This is a genomic window from Anabaena sp. AL09 (genome assembly GCF_001672255.1).
In the GTDB taxonomy this organism is placed as follows: domain Bacteria; phylum Cyanobacteriota; class Cyanobacteriia; order Cyanobacteriales; family Nostocaceae; genus Dolichospermum; species Dolichospermum lemmermannii.
This window is the reverse complement of sequence record NZ_LJOQ01000065.1, coordinates 40,678-56,637: the sequence shown is the minus strand read 5'-3', so window position 1 is coordinate 56,637 and position 15,960 is coordinate 40,678. Positions and strand designations below refer to the sequence as shown.

The following is a 15,960-nucleotide window of genomic DNA, read 5'->3' as shown; positions in this document are numbered from 1 at the left end:
CACTTATTAGCAAGTTATGAGTAAGAAATAATCAAGATACATTGCTTTATCTCTCATTTTTAGAGATTTTTCCATTCTTCTAAACTTAATTTAGCTTGATGAATTACAATAGCGTATAATGTGCCAATCGGAATATCTTTACTGTGCATTGGTAATACAACCATTCTACCATCGGAATGTTCTAAAACTAAATGACTACCTTTTTGATGATTTTCTATAAATCCTGCTTTTTTTAATTTGCGTAATGCTTTTTTAGGAGTAATAGCAGATAATTTATCGCTCATGAAACTAACTCGATAATTAGAAATGTTCCCGAATTTTTCTCAATTCTGGGAATAGGTAAACCCCGTTTTTCTAATGTTTCTAAATAAGCTAATACTGCTTCAGTAACATTTTTTTCTGCTTCAGAAAAATCTTGACCAAAGGAAGAAATATAATTGAGTTGGGGTATGGTAGCAATTACCATATTGCTATCACTATCAAAGCTATATTCTACTGGAAACTCTAGTCTATCCATAATCATAGTACCCTTTGTATCTGCTTTGAATTATAACTTAATAATATCTCAATTATAGTTACTAGCCAGAAATTTATTTCAAGGTTCACTATTCATGGCTTTTAATACTCTTTCGATTTGCTTGGGTGCGTCTATTTGTTGGGGACTCCAAAGATACATGGCTTTGTGAAAATATTCTTCACTGTTGGCTTTATCTCCTATTTTTTGATAGGTTAATGCTTGTTGAAAGTAGGCTTCTGCTAGATCACATTTTGCACCAATTTTATCTAAGATTTCAATTGATTCTTGATGATGGGTAAGGGCTGTTTTAAAGTCATTTTGGATAGAGATTTACCATCCATTAAATCGTCTCTTTACTGATTAATTTGCGTAATTCTTCCATCTTGTCAAAATCTGGTTTCATACCAAGACGATGAAAATAATCCTGGGCTTGTTCTAACCATTCAATAGTCTTAACTAAATTACCACGTTCTTTCTCTAATTTACACAAAGATTCATAGTGGTGAGCAATACGACGTTTTTCATTATTTATTTTTGCTATAATTAAACCTTCTTTCAAAAGATGTTCTGCTTTATCTAAATCTCCTAGAATTATAGAAATCTCAGCAAGCCAATTTTGGGCATAGTTATTAAATCTATGCCATCTAATTTCCTTAGTATTTTGCAGAATATTTTCAAATATTAACCTTGATTGTTCATATTTTTTTTCAAAGAACAATATTTCGGCTCTGTAATAACTAAAGAAAATTAGATAACGTTTAGATTGCCTATCTTCAATATTACTTTTATTTATAAGATTTTCTGCTATGTCAATAAATCTATGTGCTTCTTCATAATCTTTCTCCTTATGAGTAATAAGCACAGCAATATTAAGGGCTAATACGGACTGGGATTTAATATTTGAATAATGACGTAAATCCCATACCTTTTTAAAAATTTTATCTGAGTCATCTAAACTCTGATGCCTATTTGTCATGCTTAATGTCCAACCTTTATCAGACATTGCTTCTATAAAGGTTTGCCAATCTTGATGGTTTTCTGATTCTTGAATCAGCCAGTCTAGCCAAAATATACGCTCCTCCCAATAACCATATATGTCAATATAATCCTTTAGATCTTGCCATAAATCTCTAAGATCAAAATAACGTTATCCAGATAAATGCTATACTAAAATGGTAACTCCTAGAATATTGTAGTGATAAATTTATGAGTTCACCATTTCCAGGGATGAATCCCTACTTAGAAAATCCTGATTTATGGTCAGAAGTACATCATAGATTAATTACAGCGATCGCTATTGCTATCTCTCCTACTTTGCGTCCTCAATATCGAGTAGCTATAGAAAAACGTACCTATAGACTTGATACTGAAGACTCTTTATTAATTGGTATTCCTGATGTAGCAATTTTATCAGTTAAACAAGCACAAAAACCAAGTATTAGGAAAACTGCAATAGCGACTTTACCCACAGAAACAGAGAATAGGGCGATTACTGTAACCTTACCATTACCTTTAGAAATTAAAGAAGGATATTTAGAAATTAGAGAAGTTTCTACAGGTAAGGTAGTAACTATAATTGAGATACTTTCTCCCACTAATAAAAAAACTAAAGAAGGTAGAAAATCCTATTTAGATAAACGGGAGAAAATATTGCAAAGTGATACTAATTTAGTAGAAATTGACTTAATTAGAACTGGGGAAAAAATGCCCATTGTCACCAGGATTTCTGATACAGATTATCGCATTTTAATTGTGAGATCCTATCGGTTTCCATCGGCTCAATTATTTGCATTTTCCGTCAAACAAACTATACCTAATTTTCCCATACCTCTACAAAAAGGAGAGGAGGAAATAGAGTTAAATTTACAGAATTTGTTCTTAGAAATATATGAACAAGCTGCATTTGATTTAACTTTAGATTATCATATTCCTCCTGTACCAGACTTGTGAGCGGAAGATCGAGAATGGATGGATATATTATTAAAAGAACAAGGAAGAAGAGAGTAAATAAAAATTATTACTGACATTGCCGTTAAAATGATTGATTTGGTCTTAAAAATCCCCGTATCTAGAGACCGGGGATTATCAAAAATCCTACTCTACTTCCACCACACTAATAATCCTCTCATCCCTATTGAGTTGACAAATACTTTCACCCTTACTATCTTTGTTGAGATTAGGAACTGCATCTACCGATACGCGGATAACTCGCTCCTTATTTGTCAATAATGCAACCTCCGAACCTGGCTTTGCTGCTACCATAGCCGCTAAATTGTCGGTTTTATTATTAAATTTCACAAGTTGTATTCCTAAATCCCCCCGATTCGCAGCCCTCAACTGATTAGCATCCATAATTTTGCCATATCCCTCTTCAGTCACTAGCAATAATTGGTGATTTTTACTGACATTGACACAACCAACCATTTGCTGATTTTTCAAAAGGCGGAAAGCTTGTAAACCCATTGCAGCCCGACCCATAATCGGTAGTTGTTCATCATTAACCGGAAACCTTAATAGACGACCGCTAGAACTCGCCAAAATTAGATGTTCTCCGCTGCTGAGGAATTGGGTAAACGCTAACTCATCCTTATCTTTAAGCTTCAAAATTGTAATTCCTCGCCGTGAGAAATTCACAAACTCCGACAAAGATAGGCGTTTAATCCGTCCTTCCTTCGTCAACAGAACCATTTCCAACGTTTCGGGTTTTTCTGGCAACAAGAACCGAGTAATGATACCTTCCGTGTTACCTTGAGCGGTACTGGTAAGCATCGTAATCAATGGCGTTCCTCGCGCTGAACTTGTAGTGAGCGAAGTCGAACTACGTCCAGTAGTTAGAGGAATATCTCCCACCGTAATGGGATAGACTTTACCACCGCTAGTGAGGATTAACAGGTCTTTGTGAGTATTAGTTAATGCCGTTTGGATCAGGAAATCATGATCCAACAAGCCGTTTTCCCCTTTTGTTTTTTTACTGTTGGGGGAAATCCGCCGGACATAACCCCGCTGAGTAACTTCGACAATAGTTTCCTCTAGCGGTGCTTCCGGTTTAGGAGTGGGAATTTTCGCTGGAGAATTATCTGCTGCGTCTACTGCTGCTGGTTTAGCCTTACCTTTCTCTTCGGAAACTGGTTTTTCTGTAGTGTGAATTATTTTCGTTCGTCGCGGATCATTGTACTTCCGTTTGAGAGTTCGCAAATCTTTTTTCAGGGCTTTGAGTAATTCCCGTCTGTCGTCCAGTAATGTCCGCAATACGCTAATTTCCTGGTTAAGTTGGTCAAATTCCTGTTGTAAATTTTGCTGTTCTAACCCAGTGAGACGACGTAAGGGCATAGACAAAATGGCATCTGCTTGGACATCACTTAAATCTAGGCGATTACAAAGTGTCATTTTGGCGGTACTGCCATCGGGCGCTTGCCGTAATATAGCAATAACATCATCCAAATTTGCTAAAGCTTTCAGTAATCCTGCCAGGATATTTACCCGATTTTCCGCTTTTCCTAATTCGTAACTGTAGCGACGGTTGAGGGTATGTTCTCGGAACTTGAGAAATTCGTCTAATAGTTGTCGTAAGGTTAATTGGCGAGGTTGTCCATCAACTATAGCTAACAGAATCGCGCCAAAGTTAGTTTGTAAAGCAGTTTGGTGATATAAATGCTGGAGCAATTCCTGGGGATTTGTATCGCGTTTGAGTTCAATAACTACACGCATTCCGTCTCTGTCACTCTCATCTCGAATGTCAGAAATTCCTAGTAAACGACCTTGGTTGACTAAATCGGCGATTTTTTCAATCCAACCAGCCTTATTAACTTGAAAGGGCAGTTCAGTGACTATTAATGCTGTCCGGCGTTTAGTTCCCCTGGTGGCAGGAATTTCTTCCATTGTGACGATGCCGCGCATAATAATACTACCTTTACCAGTGGTATAGGCTTCTCTAATGCCGCCATGATCAACAATTTCCCCACCAGTAGGAAAGTCGGGACCGGGAATTAATTGAAATAATTTTTCATCGCTTAACTCTGGGTTGTCAATTAAGGCGATTAAGCCATCAACGATTTCTCCCAAGTTGTGGGGGGGGACATTTGTAGCCATCCCTACGGCGATTCCTGCACAACCATTCAGTAACAAAAATGGTAATTGAGCCGGGAGTACGGTTGGTTCTTGTTGGGAATTGTCGAAATTACCAGTAAAATCCACAGTCTCGTCGGCAATTTCTGCCAACATTCCCTCATGTCCCACTGGTGCAAGACGGGTTTCCGTGTAACGCATGGCTGCCGGTGGGTCATTATCCACGCTACCAAAGTTACCATGTCCTCCCAGTAAGGGATAACGACTGGAAAAGTCTTGGACTAGCCGAACTAAGGCATCATAAACTGATTGATCGCCGTGAGGATGATATTTACCGAGAACGTCTCCCACTACACGAGCGCATTTTCGGTAAGGTCGATCTGGTGTTAAACCGAGTTCGTGCATGGCATATAGAATCCGCCTATGTACTGGTTTTAACCCATCTCGAACATCTGGTAAGGCTCGCCCCACAATCACACTCATGGCATATTCTAGGTATGACCGTTGCATTTCGGTGTGTAGGGCGGTGGTGATGACCTGTCCCTTGGAGAGAAGGTTTAACTGTTTTGCCATGAGGTTTTTCCCTGAATTTTGACTACACAACAGCCGCTAGAAGTTGACACGCTCCGCAATCACAGCATAACGGATTAAATAGAAATACTCACACAATCTTGATACTCATGAAGATAAAAAGCAGTAGTATTATCCTTGATGTGATCTAAGCTTATAGATTATTAAAAATACAATACAGATTGGTCAGGTGTTAACCCTATTTAGTATAAAGTCTCATGAAAACTGTTCTAATTGTGGAAGATGATTTAATTAATGCTCGCGTTTTTTCTAAAATTCTGAGTAAACGGGGGGGATTGGGGGTAAAACATACGGAAAATGTAGAAGAGGTCATGGAAATTGCCCAAGCTCGTGAAATTGACCTGATTTTAATGGATGTGTCCCTATCACGTAGTGTATACCAAGGTAAGTCTGTTGATGGGATCAAAATTACACAAATGTTAAAGTCTAACCCGCAAACAGCCAACTTACCAGTGATTTTAGTGACGGCACACGCGATGGAAGGAGATCGGGAGAATTTTTTGAACCAAAGCGGTGCTGATGCTTATATTTCTAAGCCTGTGGTTGATCACCAACTGTTTATTGACAAAATTATGGCTCTTTTACCACCAGAATAGTCAGTTGTCCGTTGTCCGTTGTCAGTTGTCAGTTGTCAGTTGTCCGTTGTCCGTTGTCCGTTGTCCGTTGTCCGTTGTCATCCGGTCATTGGCAAATTCTTTCCCCCTGCTACCTGCCCCCTGCTCCCTGCTCCCTGCTCCCTGCTCCATACCACTAGGGTGCTTCCTCCTGGGGCTGTGAGGCTGATTTAATTTGTGGTAATTCTAAGAATTTTTTGGTGTCTGTAAGTAAGCGATCGCCCCACAGGTTTTCTTTGAGAAAATCTAAGTCAGCATAACGGGAATCTATGCGGAGCGCGGATACTCCCATTTGTAAACTTTTTTGTTTATCGCCCTGATTATAGGAAGCTACGGCTAAAGCTAATAAAGGTTCTGCGGCTTTTTTATCAATGCTTACTGCTGTTTGCCATTGCTGGATCGCTCCGGTGACATCACCTTGTTCGTATTTGATTAAACCAATATTGTTAATTGCTGGCCAAAACTTTTTATCTTGGTTGACTGCTAAATTGAATTGAGCGATCGCATCTGGGAATTTCTGTAACATCAAGTAAGCATTGCCCAAATCAAACAACCCTCCAGAATAATTGGGTTTTAATTTCAAACCAGCTTGATAATTGGTAATAGCTCCTTGGTAATCTTTTTTTTGAAACTTAGCTGAACCCAACGCAAACTGCACTTCAGGATTTTTAGGATTGAGGGTTTGGGCTTTGCTCAAGGAGGTAACAGCCTGATCAAATTCTTTATTTTGTAAATGCAAACTCCCTAGTAGCCACCATACTTTGTCATTCTGCGGGGCTAATTTCGTAGCCAACTGCGCTCTGAGCAAAGCTGGTTCAACCTGCTGAAACTGAGCTAATTGAGCCGCTTGCTGGGCTAAATTCAAGCCCTGTTTCTCTAATTGAGCATTATCAACTTGCACTGTATGCGGAATGAATGCTTGAGCATGAGCAGCTTTTGGCAAACTCCATACACTACAGGCAACTAAAAGAGAAATCAACCGAATATATTTTGGCACACTACCACCTACTAGTCCGAATATTGGAATCTTATCGCTAACGCCACGCTATCAGATAGATTGGTCAATTGTCATTGGTCAGTTGTCAGTTGTCAGTTGTCAGTTGTCAGTTGTCAATGAGTAATTTTATTCTTCCTTCTTCCTTCTTCCTTCTTCCTTCTTCCTTCTTCTTCTTCTTCTTCCTCCTCCTGACTCCTGACTCCTGACTCCTGACTCCTCTTATCAAAAATGGGTAGAATCACAGTGAAAGTAGTACCTTCACCCAGATTGCTGGCTACTTGAATTTGTCCTTGATGATGCTCGATAATGGCTTGAGCGATCGCTAATCCTAATCCTGAACCAGTAGTTGTGACTGTAGCCGTTTTCCCACCTTTATGACTTCGTGCCGGATCAACTCGATAAAAGCGGTCAAATAATTTTGGCAGCGCGTCCGCAGGAATACCAGAGCCAGTATCACTAACCTTTACTTGTAAATGAGAATTAGTGTAACGCATTCCTGTAACTCGATTTATCCCCTCTATTCTTGCTAACTCCACTTTTATTACTCCTTGGGGTGGAGTATATTGCAAAGCATTACCAATCAAATTTGTAAATAATCTGACTAATTGCTCCCAATTTCCCGTGAGAGTAAACCAGTTTTCTAATAATTCGGGATTAACTTCCATCAACGGAGAATCAACTAAGTTCAAACCCAGATTAATTTGTTTTTCTCTAGCTACAAATTGTTGTTCGTCTACAACTTCCATCAATAAAGCATCAAGAGGACAAGATGAAAATAAATCTGTATTAATCCCACTATCTTGTCTAGCCAAAAATAGCAAATCATTAACTAACTTTCCCAATCGTTGAGTAAGTCGTTCTACTACTTTTAATTGTTGTTTATATTGAACCGTATTTTTTTCTTCTTCCCCTGCATCCAAATCAGCCAAAGCAATTTGCACATTAGTTTGAATCAAAGCAATCGGACTTCTTAATTCATGGGAAGCATCAGCAGTAAATTGTTTTAAGCGTTGGTAAGATTCTCCAACTGGTTCCATAGCTTTGCCAGATAAAAACCAACCACTAGCGGCTACTGACAAGATCATTAGAGTGATACCTAAAGCCAAATCAAAAATTAATTCTCTGCTAGGTTTCGTCACCTCAAACCAAGGATGACTAACCCGTAAATAGCCTAAAATCTGTCTTCCTACTTCTATCCTTTTTGTAACTTGTCTAAATAACTGTGCAGATTTTCCCCATCCTCCTATGCCTTCTATTTGCACAGTTTCACCTGTATGATTAGTATGAATAGGAATATCTAGTATTGCCGAAAAAGTTGACCACAATAATTCACCATTAGGACTAAACCACTCTAAATCAATCCGATCATCTTCGGTATTTTCAGCATTATTAGGAAAACTAGCTTCTACATTTACTCGCACTTGATTTGGTTGAAAGTTTATCGGTTCAATTACCAAAGAGCGCTCGACAACTTCCACTACGTGATATAATGTATCGTCAATTCTCTCAATTAATGTACTACGAACATACAAATATACTCCACTGGCAAATAATAATAGTAAAATCGCAGTTATAGTAGTGTACCAAATCGCCAACCGCCGACGAGTAGCTTGAAAAAGGTAAATAGACATAAAATTAATAAGCTTTCAAAATCGAGATCCCCGACTTCTTTAAAAATTCGGGGGACTGTAGTGTGAGCGTCTCGCTCACGCGGGCAAGATGCCCGCACTACCAAAAACCCGTCAAAATAAATTTGACAGACCACTAGTAGCGCAGGGCGGAATTAAAAATTAACAATTAAAAATTAAAAAAGCAGATTGTATAAGCTTTTTAGGGATTTTTAATGGTTGTCTTACTTACACTGTACTGTACTAGTTTGTGCCAGAGCAAAATCTTCCGTGCGAATAAAATAAGCTGAGTATGATTTCATGCTTCCTATCCTTGTGTGATCTAATCGAATAAATTACTCAGTTACTATTGAAACACTTAAATCGAAATATTTTATCAAAAAATAATTATTTTCTATACATAAAAATACCCATTTGAAAACTTAATCAGGTTTCTAGATCAAAAATCGTCAAAATCTATGCCCCAGCCATTAAGATATTGATATTCATGCTCTATGGGCAATATCTGCCTTAATCTAAGTGATCATGGCAAAACCAAAAAAGAATTCTGCTTCCATAAATCTAAGTGATCCACAATACTACATTAACCGTGAATTAAGTTGGCTAGAATTTAATCATCGGGTCTTACATGAGGCTTGTGATCCCACAACTCCTCTGTTGGAAAGGCTGAAATTTTTGGCCATTTTTAGTTCCAATCTGGATGAGTTCTTTATGGTACGAGTAGCAGGTTTAAAGCAACAGGTAGAAGCCAGTATTAATTTATTAACGCCAGATGGACGCACACCAGCAAAACAGCTAGATGATATTCGTCTGCATTTGACTCCCCAACTCAAAAAACATAACGCAGAATTTGAGGAAGTTCTGCGACCACAGTTAGTAAAACAGGGAATCTATATTCTCGATTACATAGAACTGAATCAAAGACAGCGAAATTACTTAAATAACTATTTTGAAGAACAGGTTTTTCCGGTGCTAACTCCCCTCGCTGTTAATCCTGGTCATCCCTTTCCCCACATTTCTAATCTCAGTTTAAACCTGGCAGTGGTGGTCAAAAATCCCGATACTGAGGAGGAGTCCTTTGCCATAGTTAAAGTTCCGAAAGTCTTGCCACAATTTTTACCCTTACCACCAGAGTTGGGAATTCAGGAAGATGGTAAAACTGCTCATTGGATCGGAGTTCCCTTAGAACAAGCGATCGCTCATAACTTAGAATCCCTCTTTCCAGGGATGAGTATCCAAGAATATCACCCCTTCCGCATTACCCGTGATGCTGATCTGGAACTAGAAGAAGATGAAGCAGATGACCTGTTATTAGCTATTGAACAGGAACTTCGCAAACGCCGCATGGGTGGAAATACCGTCAGGTTAGAAATTCGCTCCCAAACCCCCGCATCAATTCGTTCCCGGCTCTTACAAGATTTGGGATTAACCGAAAGCGATATTTATGAAATTGATGGTCTTTTAGCACTGCGGGATTTAATGTATTTTCTGGCATTACCATTACCAGAACTTAAATATCCCCCCCGTCAATCTGTTGTTCCTTCCCGCTTGCAACGGCTCAGAGAACCCTGTATTGATGCTGACGTTCCCGAACTAGAAGAAGGAAGAGACTTTTTTTCCATCATTCGCGAAAAAGATTTACTCGTCCACCATCCCTATCAATCCTTTTCTGGTACAGTAGTCCGCTTTATTACTAGCGCTGCCCATGATCCTCATGTTCTTGCCATTAAAATGACTCTTTACCGGACTTCTGGGGACTCACCCATCATTAATGCTTTAATTGCTGCGGCAGAAAATGGCAAACAAGTTTCTGTATTAGTCGAATTAAAAGCCCGGTTTGATGAAGAGAATAACATTTACTGGGCAAGGCGTTTAGAAAGTGTTGGTGTTCATGTTGTCTATGGTTTAGTTGGTTTAAAAACCCATAGCAAAATTGTTCTGGTAGTGCGTCGGGAAAAAGACAGAATGCGCCGTTATGTACATATTGGTACAGGGAATTACAACCCAAAAACTGCACGACTCTATACAGATTTAGGCTTATTTAGTTGTCGGGAAGAATTAGGTGCAGATTTAACAGATGTGTTTAATTTTTTAACAGGTTACTCTCGCCAAAAATCCTATCGAAAAATTATGGTAGCACCTGTGAATATGCGCGATCGCTTTCTGGAATTAATTAAGCGCGAAATTGAAAATGTCCACAATGGATTTTCTGGTCGCATCGTTGCTAAAATGAATGCCATCGTTGATCCACAAATCATTTCTACACTATACGAAGCTTCTCGTGCAGGTGTACAAATTGACCTAATTATTCGCGGTATTTGTTGTTTGCGTCCCGGAGTGCCAAACCTGAGCGAAAATATTCGCGTCATCAGCATTATTGGTCGCTTTTTGGAACACTCCCGCATATTTTACTTCTACAACAATAGTCAAGAAGAAATATATATTGGCAGTGCGGACTGGATGCGTCGCAATTTAGATCGTCGAGTGGAAGTCATTACCCCCATTAAAGACCAAGATATTGCTAAGGACTTGCAAGAGATTTTAGGAATTATGTTGGCAGATAATCGTCATGCTTGGGAATTACAACCTGATGGTAGTTATATTCAAAGATGTCCTTGTGATAACTGTCCAGAAGCTAATTCTCAAAAAACTATTATGTCTATGACATTACGATCTGTAGGCATAAATTAAACTCTCATTAGTTGCAGCAAAAGTGAATAATAACCTCTGCCAAGATCACCGACTTCTTTGATCAATTTTCTCATGCAAATAATTAATCGGAGAAGTCGGGGATCTCAACCATAGCTTAATTGACGTACCCTGCTGTAAATTCTTCTTGAGTCAATAGATATATATATTTTAAATAGTCTTCAGACTTACACAACTATCAGACTAAATGTATATTGTTGAGGACATTAGACTTGATATTCGGTGATGAATAACATATTTTGGAGATGATGCACTATGATAATATGCCAGTTTCATAAGTGCTGAATCTGTCGCGCCCAGTATTATGCAAAAAAAAACAGTTTTTTATGGAAAATTTGCATAAAAATTAACTTTTAGTGGCTAAAATTCATCCATAAGATAGAGTGAAGTATTTCACTTGTACTCATAAACTATAAGAATTCATATTTATTCTTTTCTGGAATGTTAATGTTGTCCCGTGAGTCTTCTAATTTGCGCGTTCTCATAGTTGATGATCATGAACTCACTCGTTTAAGCCTACAATTAGTTTTTTCTGTTCAAGAAAATATCCAGGTTGTTGGTTTAGCTAGTAATGGTCAAGAAGCTATAGAAATAGTTCAATGCTATCAACCTGATGTGATCATTCTCGATTTACAAATGCCAATTATGGATGGTTGGTCAGCATCTCATTACATTAAAGCTATATCTCCAAATACTCAAATTCTGGCTTATTCCTCTGTAGATGAAGTATCTTTTGGAAAAAACAAAACTAGGCATAACTTTGATAAAGTTTGCAAAAAAGATATTCCGACAAAGGAACTCATTGCCTTAGTCAGAGAGTTAGGGAACAGACATAGGTATTCTTCATTTCCAGAAGAAATATTGAACTCTGCCTAATCATAAATTTATGTAGGTTGGGTTGACCCTGGGAAACCCAACATCATTAATAATTAAAAAAGTACAAATTAGATCAGGCAAAAGGCAATTGACAATTATCAATTACCTTTTCTCCTGTCTAAATTTTAGATAACTAACAACTTAGGTTAATTATTTCCTGCTTGGGGAATAGTCCGTTTAAATTCATCAATTAAATCATCTAATTCTTCCAAAGCTTGATTGACATCAACCCTTAAAGTTCCTAAATTGGGTTGTTCTAATAAACTCAGCAACCGCTCACGTTTACCTTGAACAGTGCTAATTCGGTCTTTAACTGTCTGAATATCCATTTTTTTGCGTCCAGTTTTGAAACACTTCAAATCTAAAGTTAACGCAAAAAGGAAAAATCTCCATATCCCTTTCCCAATCTGCCACCAATCAGCGATGATAATAAAAGATGAAAATAAATTATACTAAGCTTAAATTATGCTCGGCGGAATTTCTTTGGGAACACTTGGTTTAACAGTAGGTAGTATACTCACCATCACAGGTTTTGTTGCCTACTTCATGGATAACGCTACCCTCAATCTAGTAGGATTTTTCTATGGTTTTCCGCTATTACTGGGAGGTTTAGCCCTAAAAGCTAATGAACTTAAACCCATCCCCTTCAGCCAAACTACCACACCATCAATCCTCGAACTCAGAAAGCAACAGGCAACTGTCACACAAACTAAAATCCGCAAGGACATCACCCGCTTCTGTTATGGGCAAAAATCCCATCTAGATTTAGCCCTGGCTTATCTAGGTTTAAGTCCCACTGACGAAGTCAGACCAGTCGTCACCGGTTTGCGAGAAACCGAAATCAACGGCGCTTATACCCTAATCCTAGAATTCGATTCACCACTCATCACCTTTGATACCTGGCAACAAAAGCATGAAAAAATGACCAAGTATTTTGGTCCAGGTGTAGAAGTCAACATTAAACAGCCCAGAGAGGACTACATTGAACTGTCTTTGATGAAAACTTTAATCTAAAACCTCTATCTCGCAAGGAACTCAAGTTCCTTGCTAATAACAAAAGTCATCTAGAGATGACTAAACACTTAAAAAAGTTCCTAGTCCGTTTTAACGGACTTCAGCTATTAGACAGGGAATAAATTCCCTGGCGGGTGTCTGGCGGGTGTAAAAGCCAACTAGAATTAAATTTCTCGGAGATGTCTAATTGGGAAAGTGTCAAGATCCCCAAGATCCCCGACTTCTCAAAGAAGTCAGGGATCTGAAAATTAACAGGTAGCTAGATTCAAGGTAAAGTGTGGGGATTTAGTAATTTTCATACTATCTGGGAGTCAATGTGTTTGATATACTTAATCAAAATAATAGATCCTATTTTTATTCTTTACTTGGATGATAAATTTATTTCTAATAGAATATTGCGCCAGTTAAATAATAGTAGGAAGATTATTGATATTTTAGAAATATTTAAAATTAATGGTATTGAAGTATTTCCTGATGCAGTTATTCTTTTATCTAATTTTTTTGATACTTTAAAAAATAATTCTGAATCAATCACATATCAACTTAAAAAAAATGACTACAATGATTGGTATATATATTATACAAGTTTTGAGATTAATGATGAAAATATAAGAATAGCTTATGCTAATCAATTAAAAAATTATCATACATTTTATGAGTTAAGAAGGTTATCTAAAACAGGTAGCGATAAATTGGTACAAATAAGTTCGCTGCCTAATAAATTTTATTCTTATTGGTATATAAGTCCTGATGAATATGAAGATTTTAACCTTCAACAAATACAAATGATGAATAATTTGAATCATGTATTTTTCGTAGCTATTAAAAAAGGTTTTTTATGTTTTGAAAATTTTTATCAGCAGTATCTTGAACCTTACGATATTTTTACAACCTCATTATTGCGAGATTCTGGTGGTGAAAAAAACCGAGAAACGTTATTTCAAAAATTTATTCAAGTTGTTATGAGTCAATTCAGCATTATTGATATAAAATACTCTGATTCTGATCATTACACAAATCTAGACAATATAGAAGAAATAAAAAACAAAAGCGTTAGAAAACAATTTGTTTATGAATATCTACTGCAAAAGCATCTTAAAAAAACTAACAACCCATTGAAAGAATTAGATATAAAAAGTGAATTTTGGCTTCCAGCTTATTCTTCAAATGAAGAAACATTTACACCACTACCAAAATATATGGACGATTATATTAAATTAATAGGTATAAATATTAAGACTGTGATTGACAGCTATTTAGAAACAGAAGAAAAGTAACTTAAAATACTATATTGTTGAGATAGTGAGATTTTGGAGGGGTGCGATCGCTTGTAGGATGATTTTGGGAGTGCGATCGCTTTCAGATAAAATAAAATAAAATAAAATAAAATAAAATAAAGGTAAATATAGCCTAAAATAACCTCTATGTCCTTACAAGAACTGAAAGAGCAAGCCTTTCAACTACCTGAGAGCGATCGCTTAGAACTCGTCCGCGCAATCATCGAGTCATTGCAAAATCAACCCAGTCAAAAATCTGAACGGACTCGCATAATCAAACAAATGAAAGGTTTATTAAAAACCAATCAACCAGCACCAACCGATGAACAGGTAAATGCAATGTTAGAACAACATCGAGTAGAGAAGTATCTTTAGTGAAAATTCTCATTGATACCAATATTATTTTAGATTACTTATTAGAACGAGAACCGTTTTTAGAAGATGCAGAAATGTTATTTCAAGCGATTGATTCTGGGCAAATAATTGGATATGTGACTGCAACAACACTAACTGACATTTTCTACATTGCTCGCAAACAAACTCAAAGTATTGAACTAGCTAGACAAGCGATTTCAACGACATTAACTATTATGGATAGGCTGTCCGATTTGCACGTTGTGAAAGGTCAAATTGGACTGCATAATCTGTAAAATCCTGTACCAGCATCAAAAATTAGCCGAGTACCGCCTACTTGCATGGATACACAAGTCCTATTCTATATAGTTTACTACATTTATTTAATTAATAGCTAGTAAAGATTCAGTAACTTTACTGAAAATAACCTTTTCTAGTTTTGTCAAAGTTGCCTAAATCTACGGAAGTTTAAATTCCCATGTAGATAGCTGATTAAGTCCATGCCCATAAGTCAAATTATATTGCAATGGAGTAATACTGATATATTTTTTTTGAATGGCATGAACATCAAGGGGAATGTGGGTTGGTAAGTTTAATTCTATAGGTGGTTCTACATCTTCGATTACCTCTCCAGTTAACCAGTAGTAAGTTTTACCTCTAGGATCAGTTCGCTTGTCAAAAACATCCACATAACGTCGTACTCCTTGTCTAGTGAAAGTAACTCCAGCTATTTCTTCCCAAGATAAGGGGGGGACGTTGACATTGAGTAACATCAATTCTGGCAGTGGTTGGGCGGCAATTTTAGCAACCAGGACTTCAGCAAATTTAGCTGCTGGTTGAAAATCTTTATGGGTATGACTGGTTAAACTAAAAGCAATACTAGGAATACCTTCAATAACTCCTTCCATTGCTGCGGAAACAGTCCCAGAGTAGAGGATTTCTGTCCCTAAATTTGCACCTTGGTTAATTCCAGATAGCACTAAGTCGGGTGGAGAATCCAATAAAGCCCATAGTGCCAATTTTACACAATCTGAAGGCGTACCATCACAAGCCCAAGCTTTAATATCAGGATGAAACACAGATTCCACTATTTCCGCGCGAATGGGTTGCAGTAAGGTTAATCCATGCCCTGTTGCGGATCTCTCTCGATCTGGACAAACTACTGTCACTTCATGACCCGCTGCTGCTAAGGTGTTGGCTAGGGTACGAATACCCAAAGCAGAAATTCCATCATCGTTGCTAATTAATAATTTCATTTGTGGGGCGAAGCATTTGGAAGATAAATTATCGGTCATTGCCAAAAATAGTTCTCCAAATG

The 15,960-nt window shown here is 37.5% G+C and carries 16 protein-coding genes; 8 read left to right on the top strand and 8 right to left on the bottom strand.

Annotation, left to right across the window (positions count from 1 at the left end; translation table 11 throughout):
- Positions 1 to 59 precede the first annotated feature (59 nt).
- From AN490_RS13020 to AN490_RS13010, 3 genes are all read right to left on the bottom strand, one after another.
- Positions 60 to 284: a type II toxin-antitoxin system HicA family toxin gene (locus tag AN490_RS13020; RefSeq protein ID WP_015078048.1), complete on the bottom strand. Its 225-nt coding sequence runs from the start codon at positions 282 to 284 to the stop codon at positions 60 to 62.
- Positions 281 to 517 carry a type II toxin-antitoxin system HicB family antitoxin gene (locus tag AN490_RS13015; RefSeq protein ID WP_015078047.1) on the bottom strand — a complete coding sequence of 79 codons (237 nt, stop codon included), beginning with the start codon at positions 515 to 517 and terminating at the stop codon, positions 281 to 283. Before AN490_RS13015 ends, AN490_RS13020 begins: the two co-directional genes overlap by 4 nt.
- Before the next feature lie 340 nt (positions 518 to 857).
- Entirely contained in the window at positions 858 to 1,520 is a 663-nt protein-coding gene (locus tag AN490_RS13010; protein ID WP_300003840.1) for a hypothetical protein, read from the bottom strand.
- 203 nt (positions 1,521 to 1,723) lie between these two features.
- Between AN490_RS13010 and AN490_RS13005 the strand changes: the two genes are divergently transcribed.
- On the top strand, positions 1,724 to 2,467 hold the full coding sequence (locus tag AN490_RS13005; RefSeq protein ID WP_300003837.1) for a DUF4058 family protein: 744 nt from the start codon (positions 1,724 to 1,726) through the stop codon (positions 2,465 to 2,467).
- 144 nt (positions 2,468 to 2,611) lie between these two features.
- On the opposite strand, the gene AN490_RS13000 is transcribed toward AN490_RS13005, so the two are convergent.
- On the bottom strand, positions 2,612 to 5,155 hold the full coding sequence (locus tag AN490_RS13000; RefSeq protein ID WP_300003833.1) for a DNA topoisomerase (ATP-hydrolyzing) subunit A: 2,544 nt from the start codon (positions 5,153 to 5,155) through the stop codon (positions 2,612 to 2,614).
- Positions 5,156 to 5,370: 215 nt separating this feature from the next.
- Here AN490_RS13000 and AN490_RS12995 point away from each other — a divergent pair, with 215 nt between their 5' ends.
- A complete protein-coding gene (locus AN490_RS12995; protein WP_015078041.1) occupies positions 5,371 to 5,769 on the top strand; it encodes a response regulator in 399 nt (132 codons plus the stop codon).
- A gap of 154 nt (positions 5,770 to 5,923) precedes the next feature.
- Here the strand turns inward: AN490_RS12995 and AN490_RS12990 are convergent, their stop codons facing one another.
- Together AN490_RS12990 and AN490_RS12985 are read right to left on the bottom strand one after the other, a co-directional pair.
- A complete protein-coding gene (locus AN490_RS12990) occupies positions 5,924 to 6,784 on the bottom strand; it encodes a tetratricopeptide repeat protein (RefSeq protein ID WP_168631842.1) in 861 nt (286 codons plus the stop codon).
- Positions 6,785 to 6,897: 113 nt separating this feature from the next.
- Positions 6,898 to 8,415 carry a HAMP domain-containing sensor histidine kinase gene (locus AN490_RS12985; RefSeq protein WP_300003827.1) on the bottom strand — a complete coding sequence of 506 codons (1,518 nt, stop codon included), beginning with the start codon at positions 8,413 to 8,415 and terminating at the stop codon, positions 6,898 to 6,900.
- 522 nt (positions 8,416 to 8,937) lie between these two features.
- Between AN490_RS12985 and ppk1 the strand changes: the two genes are divergently transcribed.
- Both ppk1 and AN490_RS12975 read left to right on the top strand, forming a co-directional pair.
- Positions 8,938 to 11,103: a polyphosphate kinase 1 gene (gene ppk1, locus AN490_RS12980; protein WP_300003824.1), complete on the top strand. Its 2,166-nt coding sequence runs from the start codon at positions 8,938 to 8,940 to the stop codon at positions 11,101 to 11,103.
- 459 nt (positions 11,104 to 11,562) lie between these two features.
- Positions 11,563 to 11,997, top strand: a complete 435-nt coding sequence (locus AN490_RS12975) for a response regulator transcription factor (RefSeq protein ID WP_015078036.1) — start codon at positions 11,563 to 11,565, stop codon at positions 11,995 to 11,997.
- Between the two features lie 146 nt (positions 11,998 to 12,143).
- Here AN490_RS12975 and AN490_RS12970 read toward each other — a convergent pair whose 3' ends face one another.
- Positions 12,144 to 12,326 carry a hypothetical protein gene (locus AN490_RS12970; protein ID WP_015078035.1) on the bottom strand — a complete coding sequence of 61 codons (183 nt, stop codon included), beginning with the start codon at positions 12,324 to 12,326 and terminating at the stop codon, positions 12,144 to 12,146.
- Positions 12,327 to 12,462: 136 nt separating this feature from the next.
- Here AN490_RS12970 and AN490_RS12965 point away from each other — a divergent pair, with 136 nt between their 5' ends.
- The 4 genes from AN490_RS12965 (at position 12,463) to AN490_RS12950 (ending at position 14,938) form a co-directional block, all read left to right on the top strand.
- The gene (locus AN490_RS12965; protein ID WP_015078034.1) at positions 12,463 to 13,011 is read left to right on the top strand and encodes a DUF2854 domain-containing protein; all 549 of its coding nucleotides are present in this window, start codon (positions 12,463 to 12,465) and stop codon (positions 13,009 to 13,011) included.
- A 320-nt stretch (positions 13,012 to 13,331) separates the two neighbouring features.
- The gene (locus AN490_RS12960; protein WP_300003818.1) at positions 13,332 to 14,288 is read left to right on the top strand and encodes a hypothetical protein; all 957 of its coding nucleotides are present in this window, start codon (positions 13,332 to 13,334) and stop codon (positions 14,286 to 14,288) included.
- 147 nt (positions 14,289 to 14,435) lie between these two features.
- Complete coding sequence (locus AN490_RS12955; RefSeq protein ID WP_300003815.1) at positions 14,436 to 14,663, top strand: hypothetical protein; 228 nt, start codon at positions 14,436 to 14,438, stop codon at positions 14,661 to 14,663.
- Entirely contained in the window at positions 14,663 to 14,938 is a 276-nt protein-coding gene (locus AN490_RS12950) for a PIN domain-containing protein (RefSeq protein WP_168631849.1), read from the top strand. Before AN490_RS12955 ends, AN490_RS12950 begins: the two co-directional genes overlap by 1 nt.
- A 162-nt stretch (positions 14,939 to 15,100) precedes the next feature.
- Here the strand turns inward: AN490_RS12950 and surE are convergent, their stop codons facing one another.
- Complete coding sequence (surE, locus tag AN490_RS12945) at positions 15,101 to 15,898, bottom strand: 5'/3'-nucleotidase SurE (protein WP_015078030.1); 798 nt, start codon at positions 15,896 to 15,898, stop codon at positions 15,101 to 15,103.
- Between the last annotated feature and the right edge of the window lie 62 nt (positions 15,899 to 15,960).

What these genes read in the sequence shown, in the direction of transcription:
- AN490_RS12965 (WP_015078034.1), top strand. Translation starts at nt 12,463, where the DNA reads ATGCTCGGCGGAATTTCTTTGGGAACACTTGGTTTAACAGTAGGTAGT.
- surE (WP_015078030.1), bottom strand. Translation starts at nt 15,898, where the DNA reads ATGAAATTATTAATTAGCAACGATGATGGAATTTCTGCTTTGGGTATT.
- AN490_RS12985 (WP_300003827.1), bottom strand. Translation starts at nt 8,415, where the DNA reads ATGTCTATTTACCTTTTTCAAGCTACTCGTCGGCGGTTGGCGATTTGG.
- AN490_RS12970 (WP_015078035.1), bottom strand. Translation starts at nt 12,326, where the DNA reads ATGGATATTCAGACAGTTAAAGACCGAATTAGCACTGTTCAAGGTAAA.
- AN490_RS12995 (WP_015078041.1), top strand. Translation starts at nt 5,371, where the DNA reads ATGAAAACTGTTCTAATTGTGGAAGATGATTTAATTAATGCTCGCGTT.
- AN490_RS13005 (WP_300003837.1), top strand. Translation starts at nt 1,724, where the DNA reads ATGAGTTCACCATTTCCAGGGATGAATCCCTACTTAGAAAATCCTGAT.
- AN490_RS13000 (WP_300003833.1), bottom strand. Translation starts at nt 5,155, where the DNA reads ATGGCAAAACAGTTAAACCTTCTCTCCAAGGGACAGGTCATCACCACC.
- AN490_RS13010 (WP_300003840.1), bottom strand. Translation starts at nt 1,520, where the DNA reads ATGTCTGATAAAGGTTGGACATTAAGCATGACAAATAGGCATCAGAGT.
- AN490_RS12975 (WP_015078036.1), top strand. Translation starts at nt 11,563, where the DNA reads ATGTTAATGTTGTCCCGTGAGTCTTCTAATTTGCGCGTTCTCATAGTT.
- AN490_RS13020 (WP_015078048.1), bottom strand. Translation starts at nt 284, where the DNA reads ATGAGCGATAAATTATCTGCTATTACTCCTAAAAAAGCATTACGCAAA.
- ppk1 (WP_300003824.1), top strand. Translation starts at nt 8,938, where the DNA reads ATGGCAAAACCAAAAAAGAATTCTGCTTCCATAAATCTAAGTGATCCA.
- AN490_RS12955 (WP_300003815.1), top strand. Translation starts at nt 14,436, where the DNA reads ATGTCCTTACAAGAACTGAAAGAGCAAGCCTTTCAACTACCTGAGAGC.
- AN490_RS13015 (WP_015078047.1), bottom strand. Translation starts at nt 517, where the DNA reads ATGGATAGACTAGAGTTTCCAGTAGAATATAGCTTTGATAGTGATAGC.